Origin of the sequence: Pseudomonas cichorii (assembly GCF_015471405.1) — a bacterium.
Lineage (GTDB): Bacteria > Pseudomonadota > Gammaproteobacteria > Pseudomonadales > Pseudomonadaceae > Aquipseudomonas > Aquipseudomonas serbiensis.
This window is the reverse complement of the sequence record NZ_BLVZ01000013.1, coordinates 123,697-140,058: the sequence shown is the minus strand read 5'-3', so window position 1 is coordinate 140,058 and position 16,362 is coordinate 123,697. Positions and strand designations below refer to the sequence as shown.

At 58.5% G+C, this 16,362-nt stretch carries 12 protein-coding genes and 1 pseudogene; 6 read left to right on the top strand and 7 right to left on the bottom strand.

Going from position 1 to position 16,362, the window contains the following annotated elements; genetic code table 11:
* Positions 1–214 precede the first annotated feature (214 nt).
* Entirely contained in the window at positions 215–1,981 is a 1,767-nt protein-coding gene (locus tag JL015_RS20560) for a cation:proton antiporter (protein ID WP_201019736.1), read from the top strand.
* Between the two features lie 28 nt (positions 1,982–2,009).
* On the opposite strand, the gene JL015_RS20555 is transcribed toward JL015_RS20560, so the two are convergent.
* The 3 genes from JL015_RS20555 to uvrD all read right to left on the bottom strand — a co-directional run bounded on the left by JL015_RS20555 (position 2,010) and on the right by uvrD (position 5,897).
* On the bottom strand, positions 2,010–2,417 hold the full coding sequence (locus JL015_RS20555) for an SMI1/KNR4 family protein (protein ID WP_025262580.1): 408 nt from the start codon (positions 2,415–2,417) through the stop codon (positions 2,010–2,012).
* Positions 2,418–2,642: 225 nt separating this feature from the next.
* The gene (locus JL015_RS20550; RefSeq protein ID WP_201019735.1) at positions 2,643–3,485 is read right to left on the bottom strand and encodes a Tim44 domain-containing protein; all 843 of its coding nucleotides are present in this window, start codon (positions 3,483–3,485) and stop codon (positions 2,643–2,645) included.
* Between the two features lie 228 nt (positions 3,486–3,713).
* On the bottom strand, positions 3,714–5,897 hold the full coding sequence (gene uvrD / locus JL015_RS20545; RefSeq protein ID WP_201019734.1) for a DNA helicase II: 2,184 nt from the start codon (positions 5,895–5,897) through the stop codon (positions 3,714–3,716).
* A 237-nt stretch (positions 5,898–6,134) separates the two neighbouring features.
* On the opposite strand from uvrD, the gene JL015_RS20540 reads away from it, so the two are divergent.
* From JL015_RS20540 to JL015_RS20530, 3 genes and pseudogenes are all read left to right on the top strand, one after another.
* Positions 6,135–8,627: a putative bifunctional diguanylate cyclase/phosphodiesterase gene (locus JL015_RS20540; RefSeq protein ID WP_201019733.1), complete on the top strand. Its 2,493-nt coding sequence runs from the start codon at positions 6,135–6,137 to the stop codon at positions 8,625–8,627.
* A 169-nt stretch (positions 8,628–8,796) separates the two neighbouring features.
* Positions 8,797–9,704, top strand: a pseudogene (hexR, locus tag JL015_RS20535) (transcriptional regulator HexR).
* Between the two features lie 53 nt (positions 9,705–9,757).
* Positions 9,758–9,979: a PA3496 family putative envelope integrity protein gene (locus JL015_RS20530; protein WP_201019732.1), complete on the top strand. Its 222-nt coding sequence runs from the start codon at positions 9,758–9,760 to the stop codon at positions 9,977–9,979.
* On the opposite strand, the gene JL015_RS20525 is transcribed toward JL015_RS20530, so the two are convergent.
* Entirely contained in the window at positions 9,930–10,883 is a 954-nt protein-coding gene (locus tag JL015_RS20525; protein ID WP_201019731.1) for a LysR family transcriptional regulator, read from the bottom strand. The genes JL015_RS20530 and JL015_RS20525 overlap by 50 nt on opposite strands.
* A gap of 222 nt (positions 10,884–11,105) precedes the next feature.
* On the opposite strand from JL015_RS20525, the gene JL015_RS20520 reads away from it, so the two are divergent.
* Together JL015_RS20520 and oadA are read left to right on the top strand one after the other, a co-directional pair.
* The gene (locus JL015_RS20520; protein WP_201001283.1) at positions 11,106–12,521 is read left to right on the top strand and encodes an acetyl-CoA carboxylase biotin carboxylase subunit; all 1,416 of its coding nucleotides are present in this window, start codon (positions 11,106–11,108) and stop codon (positions 12,519–12,521) included.
* 102 nt (positions 12,522–12,623) lie between these two features.
* A complete protein-coding gene (oadA, locus tag JL015_RS20515) occupies positions 12,624–14,429 on the top strand; it encodes a sodium-extruding oxaloacetate decarboxylase subunit alpha (protein WP_201001281.1) in 1,806 nt (601 codons plus the stop codon).
* 100 nt (positions 14,430–14,529) lie between these two features.
* Here oadA and JL015_RS20510 read toward each other — a convergent pair whose 3' ends face one another.
* Genes JL015_RS20510 through JL015_RS20500 form a run of 3 tightly spaced genes read right to left on the bottom strand, consistent with a single transcriptional unit; the run spans position 14,530 to position 16,299 of the window.
* Positions 14,530–15,201: a GNAT family N-acetyltransferase gene (locus tag JL015_RS20510; protein WP_201019730.1), complete on the bottom strand. Its 672-nt coding sequence runs from the start codon at positions 15,199–15,201 to the stop codon at positions 14,530–14,532.
* A 16-nt stretch (positions 15,202–15,217) separates the two neighbouring features.
* On the bottom strand, positions 15,218–15,664 hold the full coding sequence (locus JL015_RS20505) for a GNAT family N-acetyltransferase (protein ID WP_201001277.1): 447 nt from the start codon (positions 15,662–15,664) through the stop codon (positions 15,218–15,220).
* Between the two features lie 11 nt (positions 15,665–15,675).
* Entirely contained in the window at positions 15,676–16,299 is a 624-nt protein-coding gene (locus JL015_RS20500; protein WP_201019729.1) for an FMN-binding negative transcriptional regulator, read from the bottom strand.
* Between the last annotated feature and the right edge of the window lie 63 nt (positions 16,300–16,362).

The following is a 16,362-nucleotide window of genomic DNA, read 5'->3' as shown; positions in this document are numbered from 1 at the left end:
TGGCTGATGCAATGCCGTCACGCCTGCGAATCTATCTGTTTCCATATATTGCACCGGCTTTCTCTAGAGGGGTGCAGTGTTACTCTCCCAAAACCCGTGGATCGGGTTTTTTCTTACGCTTTTAGCCGCGTTTTCTTGATGCAGCTTCCGATTTTTCAGCTTCGCTGGCTATTCGGGAGGGGTAAGCATCATTTCTCAATAAGGAGCCACACCCATGCATGCCGTCAATTTTATTCAGGATTTGGCAGTGATCATGCTGGTGGCGGGTGTGGTGACTATTCTCTTCCATCGTCTCAAGCAGCCGGTGGTATTGGGCTATATCGTGGCGGGGTTCATCATTGGCCCGCATACGCCGCCTGTCGGGCTGATTCACGATGAAGGGACCATCAAGACCCTCGCCGAGCTGGGGGTGATCTTCCTGATGTTCTGCCTGGGGCTGGAGTTCAGCCTGCGCAAGCTGTTCAAGGTCGGAGCCACGGCGTTCATTGCGGCTTTTCTCGAAATTGCCCTGATGATCTGGATCGGCTACGAAATCGGCCAGTTCTTTGGCTGGAAAACCATGGATTCGCTGTTCCTGGGCGCGATCCTGGCCATTTCCTCGACCACCATCATCGTCAAGGCCCTCAACGACCTGAAGATGAAGAACCAGCACTTTGCCCAACTCATCTTCGGGGTGCTGATCGTCGAAGACATTCTTGGGATCGGCATCATCGCTTTGCTGTCGGGGATTGCTGTCAGCGGCTCGGTCAGCTCAGGCGAAGTCTTCTCCACAGTCGGCAAGCTGTCGCTGTTCATGATCGTGGCCCTGGTGGTCGGCATTCTGCTGGTGCCGCGCCTGCTGTCCTACGTCGCGAAGTTTGAAAGCAACGAAATGCTGCTGGTGACCGTACTGGGCCTGTGTTTCGGTTTCTGTCTGCTGGTCGTGAAGCTGGAATACAGCATGGTGCTGGGGGCGTTCCTGATTGGCGCGATCATGGCTGAATCCCGTCAACTGGTGAAGATCGAGCGGCTTATCGAGCCTATTCGCGACATGTTCAGCGCTATCTTCTTTGTTGCCATTGGCCTGATGATCGATCCCAAAGTCCTGCTTGAATATGCATGGCCCATCGCGCTGATTACCGTCGCAGTGGTGTTGGGCAAGATGCTGTCCTGCGGGCTGGGGGCTTTCATTGCCGGTAATGATGGCCGGACTTCGTTGCGCGTTGGCATGGGGCTGTCACAGATTGGCGAGTTTTCCTTCATCATCGCGGCGTTGGGTATGACCTTGCAGGTCACCAGTGATTTTCTGTATCCCGTGGCGGTGGCGGTTTCGGCCATTACCACGCTGTTGACCCCGTACCTGATCCGCGCTGCCGACCCGCTGTCGCTCAAACTGGCTGCTGTGGTGCCTCGCCGGATGGCGCGAGTGTTCGGCATGTACGGCGAATGGCTGCGCAGCATCCAGCCACAAGGGCAGAGCGCCGTGCTGGCGTCGATGATCCGGCGGATATTGCTGCAGGTCGGGGTCAACCTGGCGCTGGTGATCGCCATCTTCTTCAGCGGCGGCTATTTTGCCGGGCGCATTGGCGCTTACATGAATGAATGGGTCAGCGATGTGGGCCAGCAGAAAGCCTGGATCTGCGGAGCGGCCTTACTGTTGTCGCTGCCGTTCCTGATTGCGGCGTACCGCAAGCTCAAGGCGCTATCGATGCTGTTGGCCGAGATGGGCGTGAAGCCGGAAATGGCCGGGCGTCATACCGTGCGGGTGCGCAAGGTGGTGGCGGAGGTGATTCCGTTGCTGTCGCTGGTGGTGATCTTCATCCTGCTGGCAGCCCTGTCGGCGAGCATTCTGCCGACAAGCGAGCTGCTGCTGGTGATCGTGTTGATTGCGGCGGTGGTTGCAGCATTGCTGTGGCGCTGGTTCATTCGCGTGCATACGCGGATGCAGATTGCCTTGCTGGAAACGCTGGGCAACAACAATCAGGAGTCGTCCGGGCATTGAGCCCGGCGATACCTTCTTGCGGGGTGTCTCAGCTTTCCAGCCAGACATCCCGTGCCCAGTGCCAGACAGATTCCCAGTTCTCTTCGGTCACCAGCTCTTCTTCGCCGGACCACAGCACCACAGTGCCGTCTTCTTCGACGCAGTAATAGTCGTCGCCGTCCTGGCAGATCGGGATCAGTTCACGAGGCACACCCAAGTCCCACGCAGTTGCGGCGACATCCGGCAGATAGGTGTGTGACTGAGGGTCGGTCACGGTGACTGGCTCAAGGCTGCCATACACGACGTCGCTGACGGTCAGAAGAAATTCTTTGAAGACGTAAGGGATATTGATAAACAGCTGTTCCTCGATCTCGACGAGTTGGTCCTCGTCAGGCAGTTCGAGGGGAACCGGAACCGGCTCGTTTTGTTCACGCAGTTGTTCGATGACTTCTTCCACGACATGGGTCCTCTAAGCTTGATGGCGCGGGTTATACAGTAGCCTAAAGCTTTTCTCAAAATAACTACCCGATCGGATAGGCTCTGTACGAAAAATCCTGGTCGGCCTGCTTTCAATTCACATCAAGCGTGGGACCTTTCAGACTTGCTTTTGTTAGCTGCAGGTGACTAAAAATAAAAACCCCGGAACAGGTCCGGGGTTCGGTGCTGCTGGATATGCCTGGGATCAGCCGTTCTGGCGAATACCGGCAACCAGCCAAGGTTGGTTGTCGCCCTGGGCGCGCTCCATGTTCCAGCTTTCGCTGAACACTTCGCCCTGATCAAAGCGCGAAGTCTTGGAGATGCCGGAGAAGGTCAGGGTCGCGATGGTTTTGTCAGCGCGATCATCCACACCTTCCAGCTGGACGTTCAGGTTGTCGATGTAGGTCGACTGGAAAGCATCGCCCAGGTCAGCACGTTCCTTTTTCAGGAACTGCAGCATTTGTGGCGTTACGAACTCGGCGATCTTGTCCATCTCGTTCGCATCCCAGTGCTGCTGCAGCGACTGGAAGTGGCTGCGGGCGGCTTCCAGGAAGCGCTCTTCGTTGAACCAGGCCGGAGCGTTGATGACCGGAGCGGCAGGGGCCGACGAAGCGCCACCGAAGATAGAGTTTTGCGCTGGCTGGCTGGTTTCACGCTGGTAAGGAGCACCGGCACCGGCCATTTTCGGCTGTTGCTGCTGACGACGACGCGCAATGAAGCGGAAGATCAGGAAGGCGATGAGGCCCATGATCAGGATGTCGAAGATCTGCAGGCCGTTGAAGCCATCACCCATGAACATTGCAGCCAGCAGGCCACCGGCAGCGATGCCGGCCAATGGGCCTAACCAGCGCGAAGCGCCACTGGCAGCAGCGGCCGGACGACCGGCAGCGTTAGGGGCTGCGGCTGGAGTAGCCGGAGCGGCCTGGCGTGCCTGGTGCGATGGCGCCGAGCCCATGCTCTTGCCACCACCAAAACGTGCGGCGTTCACATCCAGACTCATGGTGAGCCCGATGCACAGCGCCAGAGCCATGCTTAGAAAACGTTGCATAAGGGTATTCCCGTTGTATGAATGCATGCGCGCCATGTTGCACAGGAGGGCAGTCCATGGCTAGTGCGTTAATGTTTCGGACTTTTGCATGAAGCCCGTAAGGCCTGTCTATTTGGGCGGTAGGCGAGGAAATAAAGTTCTGTGGGAATTTTCTTTATACGCCGCCGTAGGAGCGAATTCATTCGCGAATATTTTCTTCGCGAATGAATTCGCTCCTACGGAGTCCGATCAGATCGGAACCAGCTTCGCATAGCCCATCATCAGCCACTTGCTGCCTTCGGCGAAGTTGACCTGCACCCTGGCCTGAGCGCCGGAGCCCTCGAAATTCAGGATCACGCCTTCACCGAATACCGCGTGCTGCACTTGCTGGCCCAGTGTGAACTGGGTTTCGGGGATGCCGGTGCCGTTGAACAGGCTGCTGTTGCTGACCTTCTGGGTACCACCGAAAGGACGGCTGACGCTATTGGACAGGCGCACTTCCTGGATCAGAGTGGGCGGAATCTCGCGAACGAAACGGGACACCTTGTTGTAGGTCTCGCTGCCATACAGGCGACGGGTTTCGGCGTAGGTCATCACCAGTTGTTGCATGGCCCGGGTGATGCCGACGTAAGCCAGACGGCGTTCTTCTTCAAGACGGCCTGGCTCTTCCAGGCTCATCTTGTGCGGGAACAGTCCTTCCTCCATGCCCACCAGGAAGACATAAGGAAACTCCAGGCCCTTGGCGCTGTGCAAGGTCATGAGCTGGATGCTGTCTTCGTGCTCCTGAGCCTGAGTGTCGCCAGCTTCCAGCGACGCATGACCCAGGAAAGCCGCCAGCGGGGTCAGCTCTTCGTCATCTTCATTGTTCTCGAAGTTGCGCGCAGCGCTGACCAGTTCCTCAAGGTTTTCCACCCGGGCCTGACCTTTTTCACCTTTTTCCTGTTGGTGGTAGGCGATCAGCCCCGATTGCTCGATGACGGTCTGGGTCATCAGGTGCAAGGGCATTTCCATGACCTTGGCCGACAGGTTCTCGATCAGTTCGATGAAAACGTTCAAGGCTCCGGCTGCCCGGCCAGTCAGGCCTTTGTTGGCGACCAGTTGGCGCATTGCCTCCCACATGGAGATATCGGTGTGGCGCGCATGCTCGCGGATAGCCTCGACGGTTTTCTCGCCAATGCCGCGTGCCGGGACGTTGATGACCCGTTCCAGCGCGGCATCGTTGCCACGGCCCTCCAGCAGGCGCAGATAGGCCATGGCATTCTTGATCTCGGCGCGCTCGAAGAATCGCTGGCCGCCGTAGATGCGGTAAGGAATACGCTCGCGCAACAAGGCTTCTTCCAGTACTCGCGACTGGGCGTTGGAGCGATACAGAATGGCGATATCGTTACGCGAAAGGCCGGTCTTCAAGGCGCTTTCGATGGTTTCGACCACGTAGCGCGCTTCGTCGTGTTCGTTGAAGGCGGCATACAGGTTGATCAGCTCGCCATCGCCCACGTCCGTCCACAGCTCTTTGCCCAGGCGACCGCTGTTGTTGACGATCAAGCCGTTGGCAGCCTTGAGAATGCTTGCCGTCGAGCGGTAGTTCTGTTCAAGGCGGATGACTTCGGTATCCGGGAAGTCCGACGAGTACTGATGAATGTTCTCGATCTTCGCGCCACGCCAGCCATAAATGGACTGGTCGTCATCGCCGACCACCATCAGGCTGTCGCCGCCTTGTGCCAGCAGCCGCAACCAGGCGTACTGCACGGCGTTGGTGTCCTGGAATTCGTCCACCAGCACATGGCGGAAGCGCCGCTGGTAGTGTGCCAGCAGGCCTGGATGATCGCGCCACAGGTCCAGTGCGCGCAGTAGCAGCTCGGAGAAGTCGATGACGCCGGCGCGCTGGCAGGCGATTTCATAGGCTTCGTAGATCGATTTCATGGTGCCCAGGAACAGGTCGCCGCTGGCCTGGATGTGTTTGGGACGCAGGCCTTCGTCTTTCTGGCCATTGATGAACCACTGGGCCTGACGTGCCGGCCAGCGCTGTTCGTCCAGCCCCAGTTCGCGAATCACGCGCTTGACCAGCCGTTGCTGATCGTCGCTGTCCAGAATCTGGAAGGTTTGTACCAGCCCCGCTTCCTGCCAGTGTGCCCGCAGCAGGCGGTGCGCCAGACCGTGGAAGGTGCCGACCCACATGCCTGCCGGGCTGATGCCCATCAATTGCTCGATGCGATGACGCATCTCGGCTGCGGCCTTGTTGGTGAACGTCACCGACAGGACCGAATGCGGGGAGGCTTGCTCGACCTGCATCAGCCATGCGATGCGATGCACCAGCACACGGGTTTTGCCGGAACCAGCGCCGGCCAGGACCAACTGACGACCCAGTGAGGCAGCTACGGCCTGACGCTGGGCATCGTTGAGGGAATTGAGAAGGAGAGAGAGATCATCGCGCATCGACGCATTCTAGGGTGCTGCGCCATGGCGGGCAAACCATGCTTTGTCATGGGTAATAAAAAAGTCGTCGATGCTGACGATCGGTCATCTCAGGCTACAGACAGCGTCCGTTGTGCCTGATGCCCTCTGATCAATGCTTTGAACGTCACAGTTTTATGGTAGTGGCAGTTTGGTCTGGCTCAGCGCTTGTGTATGCTCGACACACGCCAAGGCCCTATCAAATACAAGAACCCAGCCATGCCTTTCAGCTTCAGCGCCCACGATGCTTCTGACACCAGCCGACGGGGTATTCGCAAGAAGTTCGCTACCCGGTTGAGGGTCGAGCGCACACGCCTGCTTTATCAGGGGTCATTGCTGCCGACCTTGTTCATGCTTGTCAGTGGTCTGGTCTGCGCATGGCTGCTCTGGAGCCCTGAACGCTACGTGCTCGTCAGTATCTGGCTGCTCTGGCTGGCGGTACTTGTGGGCCTGCGAATCATCCAGGTTGCCGCGTTTCGGGCGGCATCCCCTGAGCGTCAGGCCCAGCCTGTCTGGCGACGAATGTTTCTGCTGGGTGCCGCTGTCAGTGGCCTGACGCTGGCTTGCGCGGCCATGGCGCTGGTGCCTGTGGCAAGTTTCGAGCAGCAGGCCTGGGTGTTCGGCATGATCGGTGGTGCGACGCTGTGTGCCAGTGTGGCCTACGCCGTCAGCCTCACCGCGTTCCTTACCTTCAGCCTGTCATGCCTGTTGCCGCCGATTGTTTATCTGTTTCTGGGTGGCGACGTGCCCTTTCGCGGCTGGGGCTGGCTCGGCCTGATTCTGTTGTTTGCCCTGATCGTCGTGGCCTGGCAGATCAATCGCCTGATACTGCGCAGCCTGTTGCAGCGTTTTCAGAATCAGGCCCTGATCGAGCACTTGCAGCAAGCCCAGGCCAAGGGCGATGAGCTTAATGAAAGCCTGGCCAGGGAAGTCGAGCAGCGCCGCCAGGCCGAGCATAGCCTGCGCGAGGCGCAAGCCGGGCTGGAGGAGCGGGTTGCGCAGCGCACCCTGGAGCTGGAGGCGGCCAATCTGGCCTTGAGCAAAAGCCCGCCGCGTCTTGCCGAGAAAGTTTTCGATGCGGTCAGCGAAAGCATCATGATTTTCGACCCGCAGTACCGGATTCTCACCATCAATCAGGCTTTTTCCCGGCTCACGGGCTACGCGCCTGAGGATGTGGTGGGGCGTCAGGTCATGGATATCGCCAGCAGTCGCGATGCTCGCCGCCACTTCCAGGCGATTCACCATGCCTTGGAGCAGACAGGAAGCTGGCAGGGCGAACTGGTGGAGGCGCGTAAAAACGGCGAGCTGTATCCGCAATGGCTGCAAATGAATGTCGTGCGCGATATTGCAGGGAATGTCAGTCATATAGTCGGCTTCTTTACAGACTTGTCGGCTAATCGTGAGTCCGAGGAGCGCATGCGCTACCTCACCTATTTCGATGAGTTGACGGGGCTGGCCAATCGCTCGCAGTTCAAGGAGCGCCTGCGTGAAGCCAATCAGCGTGTGCGTCAGGGCGGAAGAAGCCTGGCACTGCTGCATATCAATCTGGATCGTTTCAAGCTGCTCAATGAAAGCCTGGGGCATGAAGTTGCGGACCAGTTGCTCAAGCACGTTGCCCGTCGACTGATCAGCGCCATGCCGGAGGCGGACACCATTGCGCGCCTGTCTGGCGATGAGTTCGCGGTGTTGTTCGATGCCTATGCCAACCTTTCCAGTCTGGCGCGGGTCACCAGCCGTTTGTTGAGCAAACTGCGCACGCCTTTATCGGTGGCGGGCAACGAACTGGTCATCAGTGCCTCGGTGGGGATCAGTCTGCTGCCAGATTCTGCCCGGGAAATCTCGGCACTCGTGAGCCAGGCCAACATGGCGATGCGGCATGCCAAGCACTTGGGCGGCAACAACTTCCAGTTCTTCACCGAAAGCCTGCGAGCCAGCACTCTGGAGCGCCTGCAACTGGAGATCCAGTTGCGTAAAGCTATTGAAGATCACCAGCTACAAGTCTTCTATCAACCCAAGATGCTGCTGGAAAATGGTCGCCTGGATGCGGCAGAGGCGCTGGTGCGCTGGAACCATCCGACACGGGGCATGGTGCCGCCGGGTGAGTTCATCGGGTTGGCCGAAGAAACCGGCCTGATTGGCGATATCGGGGAGTTCGTTCTGCGCCAGGCCTGCTGGCAGGCTTGTGAATGGCAGCGTCAGGGGCTGGAGCCGATCCGCGTTTCGGTCAACCTGTCGGTCCACCAGTTGCGTCAGGGCAAGCTGGTCAGTCTGGTGCGGCAAGTGCTGGATGAAACGGGGCTGGCTCCGCAGTTGCTTGAGCTTGAGCTGACCGAAAGCCAGTTGCTGGACAGCGTCGAACATATCATCTCGACCTTTCAGCAGTTGCGCGAACTGGGCGTGAAATTGGCCATCGACGACTTTGGCACCGGCTACTCTTCATTGAGTTATCTGAAACGCTTCCCGGTGGATTACGTAAAGATTGATCAGGCCTTTATCCGCGGCCTGGATGACGGTACGGAAGATGCGGCAATCATTCAGGCGATCATCTCCATGGCTCACAGCCTGGGGCTCAAGGTTGTGGCTGAAGGTGTCGAGAACGAAAAACAACTGGAGTTTCTCAAGGCGCAGGGTTGCGACGAGGTTCAGGGTTATTTGATCAGTCGGCCAATCGAAGCTTCGGTGATGGCCGGTTTGCTGGATCGATCCCGGTGAGGTGGCAGTCCTCTGGAATGTAGGATTATTCCCACAAAAAAGAAGAATTTGTCATTCAAAGGCTTGTGTATGACGTTCAGGGCTCGTTTAACTGGGCGGCTCGCAGGTCATGTAGTATAACTACAAGAAAGCTACAACCCGCCAACCGCACCACTAGCGAGTCTGCCTCTTGAATCTGCTGCAACACATCGCCCAGTCACGTAATTTGCTGCGCAAGTCGGAGCTCAAGGTAGCCGACCATGTGCTGCTTGATCCTGCGGCTGTGATGCACAGTTCCATGGCTGACCTTGCTCATAGCGTCGGGATCAGTGAGCCGACCATCGTGCGTTTCTGCCGTGCCATTGGCTGCACGGGGTTTCAGGACCTTAAGCTCAAACTGGCGCAAAGCCTGGCAGCCGGCGCAAGCTTCGGGCAGTTCGCGATTCACGAAGATGATTCGGTTGCCGATTACAGCCTGAAGATTTTCGACACCACGCTGCACACCCTCATGGAAGTGCGCGAGAACCTCGATCCCCATGCCTTGCAACTGGCCGTGACCGCCATGGCGGGCGCCAATCGGGTGGAGTTCTATGGTTTCGGCGCTTCGGGCGCTGTGGCGGCCGATGCCCAGCACAAGTTCTTTCGTCTGTTGCTGAGCGCTGCGGCCTATTCCGATCCGCACATGCAGGCAATGTCGGCGGTGACCTTGAAGCCGACCGATGTAGCGGTGTGTATTTCCCAGTCCGGCCGCTCCAAGGACTTGCTGATTTCGGCGAACCTGGTTCGTGAAAGCGGCGCAACGCTCATCACGCTATGCCCGAGCCAGACACCTCTGGCCGAGCTGTCGTCGGTCAATCTGGCCATCGATGTACACGAAGACACCGAAATCTACACCCCGCTGACTTCGCGCATCGCGCATCTGGTCGTGATCGATGTGCTGGCGATGGGTGTCGCCATGGCTCGCGGCCCGAGCCTGGTCAACCACCTCAAGAGCGTCAAACGCAGTCTGCGCAGCCTGCGGCTGTCGCCCAAGTCGGTGAAGGCCCACGAGGATTGAGGGGCGAACCTTCATCAACTTGTCACGCATTCGCCGCCTGATCGTCATGCCCTCGCGCCACTCTGTACTCCCGCAACGTATTGGGAGACAGGACATGGCTCGGCATTACGATGACTTACCCAACAGCACCGTCAAGACTCGTCGTCAACAGGAAGACCAGCGCCGAATGGAGTTTCGTCGCGCGATTGAAAGCTACTGCGAAGCGCGGCAGCTCAATCAGGACCTCTGCGATTACATGGACAGCATGACCGGCAACCACTGGCAGGCTAACCAGCCGTCCGAGGACGTCCGTCGAAGCGTTCGACAAGCTGGCTGATCTGCGCACGTTCGGTGCGGATGAACGCAAGGAAGGCGTGAGCGACGGGAGACAGGCGTTTATCCCTGGCTTGTACCACGCACCAACTGCGATAAAGCGGCAACTCCGCCACGGGCAGCTCCTTGAGGGCGCCGGTGGCGAGTTCCATGCTGACGGCGTGACGGGTCAGCAGCGCCAGCCCGAGCCCGGCGACCACGCATTCGCGTTGTGCTTCGCTGGATGACACTTCCTGTGTCTGGGTGAAATGCACGCGCTTTTCCTTGAAGTACTCCTCACAGGCCCTTCGTGTTCCTGACCCTGATTCGCGAATCAGCAGCGGCCAGGGCTCCAAGTCTTTCAGGCTCAGTTGCTCCCGATCACACAGCGGATGGCTCGCTGGCGCAACGGCGACAATCGGGTTGTTGAGAAAAGGCAGGAACTCCAGGCCCATGTCCTGCGGCACCATGGACATCACCACCAGATCGTCGCGGTTGTCCGACAGGCGCCGGATGACCATGGCGCGGTTGACCACGGTCAGGTTGAGGATGACTTCCGGGTGCTGGCGCTTGAAGGCTGCGAACACGTGCGGGATGAAATATTTGCAGCTCGACTCGATGGCCAGCTTCAACTGGCCCTGCAATGAACCCTGCATGTCGGAAAGCTGCATATCCAGGCTTTCCAGGCGGCCGAAGATGTCACGGCTGGCCAGTTGCAGCGCTTCGGCGGCTTCGGTCAGGTAGAGTTTTTTGCCGACATACTCGAACAGCGGCTGCCCGATCAGCTCTTCAAGCTGTCGGATCTGCAGGCTGACAGCCGGCTGAGTGAGGGACATTTCCTCGGCGGCGCGACTGTAGGAGCGCAGGTCGCACACCTCATTGAAAATTCGTAACTGACGCAATGTCATACGCATCAATGACTTACGCATGATCAACAACTCCTGCCAATGGCTGAAGTGCTGACTATAAGCTTTTGCTTATGCCTGTCCCAATTTTTACTCATTTTTATTAATCGCTGATCAGGCATAGGGTGTCCCTGCGTCATTCAGCCACATACGCAGTTACAAAAAGACAGTAACTACACTGCGTCATGCGGCCTTGCGCCGACCGGCTCTGCCGGTTCGATTGTCCTTATGGTCGAGGAAATGCCAGTGATAACAAAAATCCTGATCGCCAACCGTGGAGAGATTGCCGTCCGGATCGTGCGTGCATGCGCCGAAATGGGCATCCGCTCGGTTGCGATCTTTTCGGACGCCGACCGCCATGCCTTACATGTCAAACGTGCCGACGAAGCCTATAGCATTGGCGCTGAACCTCTCGCCGGTTACCTGAACCCGCGCAAGCTGGTGAACCTGGCAGTGGAAACCGGGTGCGACGCACTGCATCCCGGCTACGGCTTCCTCTCGGAAAACGCCGAACTGGCGGAAATCTGCGCCGAGCGCGGCGTGAAGTTCATCGGTCCGTCCGCAGAAGTCATTCGCCGCATGGGCGACAAGACCGAAGCGCGTCGCAGCATGATAAAAGCCGGTGTGCCGGTCACGCCGGGTACGGAAGGCAACGTCGCGGATATCCAGGAAGCCTTGCTTGAAGGTGATCGCATCGGTTATCCGGTGATGCTCAAGGCGACTTCCGGTGGCGGTGGCCGTGGCATTCGCCGCTGCAACAGCCGCGACGAGCTGGAGCAGGCTTTCCCGCGGGTGATCTCCGAAGCCACCAAGGCTTTCGGCTCGGCGGAAGTCTTCCTGGAAAAGTGCATCGTCAATCCCAAGCACATCGAGGCGCAGATTCTCGGCGACAGCTTCGGCAATGTCGTGCATCTGTTCGAGCGCGACTGCTCCATCCAGCGGCGTAACCAGAAGCTGATCGAAATCGCACCCAGCCCGCAACTGACCCCCGAACAGCGTGCCTATATCGGTGATCTGTCAGTGCGTGCCGCCAAGGCAGTGGGTTACGAGAATGCCGGTACCGTGGAGTTCCTGCTCGCCGATGGCGAGGTGTATTTCATGGAGATGAACACCCGGGTTCAGGTGGAGCACACCATCACCGAAGAGATTACCGGCATCGATATCGTTCGCGAGCAGATCCGCATCGCGTCCGGTCTGCCGCTGTCGATCAAGCAGGAAGACATTATTCATCGTGGTTTTGCCCTGCAATTCCGGATCAATGCTGAAGACCCGAAAAACAACTTCCTGCCCAGTTTCGGCAAGATCACTCGCTATTACGCGCCCGGCGGGCCTGGCGTGCGGACGGATACGGCGATCTACACCGGTTACACGATCCCGCCGTTCTATGACTCGATGTGCCTGAAACTGATCGTCTGGGCGCTGACCTGGGAAGAAGCGATGGACCGCGGCCTGCGTGCGCTGGACGACATGCGCCTGCAGGGCGTGAAGACCACGGCTGCCTATTATCAGGAAATCCTGCGCAACCCGGAATTTCGCAGCGGCCAGTTCAACACCAGCTTCGTTGAAAGCCACCCTGAACTGACCAATTACTCGATCAAGCGCAAACCCGAAGAGTTGGCCCTGGCCATCGCTGCCGCCATCGCCGCCCACGCAGGGTTGTAAAAAATTGAGCGGCAAGTTGCAAGTGACAAGCTACAAGGAAGAGCGAATCGGCTTTTTCTTGAGGCTTGTAGCTTGCAACTTGCAGCTATAAGGAGCCCCAACATGCCTAAGAAAATCTTTGTCACCGACACCATCCTGCGCGACGCTCACCAATCGTTGCTGGCGACCCGCATGCGTACCGAAGACATGCTGCCGATCTGCGACAAGCTCGACAAGGTCGGCTACTGGTCGCTGGAAGTGTGGGGCGGTGCGACCTTTGATGCTTGTGTGCGGTTTCTGAAGGAAGACCCGTGGGAGCGCCTGCGCCAGTTGCGTGTGGCCTTGCCCAACACTCGTCTGCAAATGCTGCTGCGCGGCCAGAACCTGCTGGGGTACCGCCACTACAGCGATGACGTGGTGAAGGCGTTTGTCGCCAAGGCGGCGGAAAACGGTATCGATGTGTTCCGTATCTTCGACGCCATGAACGATGTGCGTAACCTGAAGGTCGCCATCGAAGCGGTGAAAGCGGCGGGCAAGCATGCCCAGGGCACCATCGCTTACACCACCAGCCCGGTCCACACCATCAGCGCTTTCGTGGAGCAGGCGCGGCAGATGGAAGCCATGGGTTGCGACTCGGTGGCTATCAAGGACATGGCCGGTCTGTTGACTCCTTACGCCACGGGCGAACTGGTCAAGGCATTGAAGGCTGAGCAATCGCTGCCGGTCTTTATCCACTCCCATGACACCGCTGGCCTGGCGGCCATGTGTCAGCTCAAGGCTGTCGAAAACGGGGCCGACCATATCGACACGGCCATCTCCAGCTTTGCCTGGGGCACTAGCCATCCGGGTACTGAATCCATGGTTGCCGCCCTCAAGGGCAGCGAGTTCGACACTGGTCTGGATCTGGAGCTGCTGCAGGAAATCGGCCTGTACTTCTATGCCGTGCGCAAGAAGTACCACCAGTTCGAGAGCGAGTTCACGGCGGTCGACACCCGCGTGCAGGTCAATCAGGTGCCGGGCGGCATGATTTCCAACCTGGCCAACCAGCTCAAGGAGCAGGGGGCTCTCAGCCGTATGGGCGAAGTGCTGGCCGAGATCCCGCGTGTCCGCAAGGATCTGGGTTATCCACCGCTGGTGACACCGACTTCCCAGATCGTTGGTACCCAGGCGTTCTTCAACGTGCTGGCAGGCGAGCGTTACAAGACCATCACCAACGAAGTGAAGCTGTACCTGCAAGGCGGCTACGGCAAGGCGCCGGGTGAAGTGGATGCCAGGCTGCGTCGTCAGGCCATCGGCAACGAGGACCTGATCGATGTGCGCCCGGCCGATCTGCTCAAACCGGAAATGACCAAGCTTCGTGGCGAGGTCGGTGATCTTGCGCAATCCGAAGAGGACGTGCTGACTTACGCCATGTTCCCTGACATTGGCCGCAAGTTCCTCGAAGAGCGCGCTGCGGGGACTCTGAAACCTGAAGAGCTGTTGCCGATTCCTGAAGCGGGCAGCGTAGGCAAGGCGGGCGGAGAAGGCGTACCGACCGAGTTCGTGATCGATGTTCACGGCGAAACCTACCGTGTGGATATCACTGGTGTGGGCGTCAAGGCGGAGGGCAAGCGCCACTTCTATCTGTCCATCGACGGCATGCCGGAAGAAGTGGTGTTCGAGCCGCTCAACGAATTTGTCGGCGGCGGAGCCAGCAAGCGCAAACAAGCCCATGCACCGGGCCATGTCAGCACCACCATGCCAGGCAACATTGTCGATGTGCTGGTCAAGGAAGGCGATACGGTCAAGGCCGGTCAGGCTGTGCTGATCACCGAAGCGATGAAAATGGAAACCGAGGTCCAGGCGTCCATCGCCGGCAAGGTGGTCGCCATTCATGTCGCCAAAGGTGATCGGGTCAACCCTGGCGAGATCCTGGTCGAGATCGAATGACAGCAACGCTGTAGGAGCGAATTCATTCTCGAAAGGCCATTTCGCGGATCAATGATTTTCCTCGGGGGAGCACATGTGGCTCCCCTTTTTTATTTCCCGGTCATCCGCGAAACGCTTCCAGCCCCTTGATCTGCTGCCCATCCTTGAAGTTATCCACAGCCAGCCAGGCCTCGAAAGCCTTTTGCAGTTCAGGCCATTCGTTGTCGATGATCGAATACCACGCGGTATCGCGGTTCACGTCCTTGGTCACCATATGCTGGCGAAAGAGCCCTTCGTAGCTGAAGCCGAAGCGATCTGCCGCACGCCGGGAGCGGGCGTTATTGGCGTTGCATTTCCACTCCAGCCGGCGGTTGCCCAGAGCAAAGGCTTCCCGGGCCAGCAAGTAGATGGCTTCTGTGCCTTTTGGGGTGCGTTGCATGCTGGCACCAAAGGTCACATGACCTATTTCTATCCGGCCATGAGCAGCGACGATGGACATCAGGCTGATCACGCCTTCGGTCACGCCTGTGGCCTGATCGACCACGCTGTAGAACCATGGGTCAGTGTCCTTGGCATGTCGCTCCAGCCAGACGTCGAAAGCCTCGCGTTCGCTGAACGGCCCATAAGGCAGGTAATCCCAGAGTTTCGGGTCGGAGTCCGGCCCATTGAGCGCAAGCCAGAGATCGTCGCCATGGCGGGCCGGGTCGAGTTTTTCCAGGCGAATGAAGCGGCCTTCCAGAGTCTTGCTGCCGGGAAGTATCGCGGGCTGCCAGTGGAGTTGGGTGTCGTACATGAGCAGACTTCCTGCCTCAAAGGGCCTTGCGAAATTGAATGTAGCCGCCGCGTTCGGCGATGCGTTCGTAAAGCTGAATGGCCGTGGCGTTGGTTTCGTGGGTCAGCCAATGTACTTTGTCGCAATCGTTGGCCTTGGCTGTAGCGTAGACATGTTCGATCAATTGCCTGCCGATACCGGTACCGCGTTGTTCGGGGGCCACGATCAAGTCCTGTAGATAACAGGCATTCTTGATGCTCCAGTTGGAGCGGTGGTAGATGAAGTTCACCATACCGACGGCTTTGCCATCCAGCCACGCCAAGGCCGAGTTGGTGGTTTCGGCGGGGTCCAGGATACGTTGCCAGGTAACGTCACTGACGTCATCGGCCAGTTCAGTCTTGTAGAAGCGCAGATAGGCCTGCCACAACGGCAGCCATGCGCCGTGATCGTCGGCAGTTACGGGACGGATTTGAACAGCGGTCATGACTCTCTCCTTCAGCTCATCAAGCGAGCGATTTCCTGGTCTTTCGGATCAAGGCTGGCAGCCAGGCCGTCGCGCACGCCTGCAATGTCCGGGGCGCTGCGGTTCTGGCTGAGTTTGCGCTTGCCCTGCAAGCGCTCGATGGGCAGGGCGAAACCGACAATCGCGCCCAGCATCTTTTCGATGTACTCGGCCGGTGCATCATTGATGGACCACGGCTGCGCACGGCGGGACTCATGCTTGTCGGTGAGGCTGCCAACCAGTTGGTGCAGGCGCTGGGCATCGGTGAAGACTTCGGCCTGGCCATAGGCGTGAACCGCGAGGTAATTCCAGGTCGGTACGACTTTCTCGTGTTCGGCCTTGCTCGGGTAGAAGGACGGGCTCACATAGGCATCGCCACCGGGGAATATCACCATGGCTTCAGTCAGGTTTTCGAGCGCCTGCCACTGGGGGTTGGCTTTGGCCAGGTGGCCGTAAAGCGTGCCGTTGGGGCCTTGATCACGGCGCAGCAACAGCGGCAGATGAGTGGCCTGCAAACCGCCTTCGCCCTGGGTGACAAGAATCGCCAGGCGGGTTTGCTCCATCAACTCGTGCAACTCAAGCGTGTCGTTCTCACTGAAGGCTTTGGGCGTGTACATGGCAATGTCCTTGGTTAATGGCTAAATCCTAGGCAAGCTATTGGTTCCTTGTAAGAGCCATTA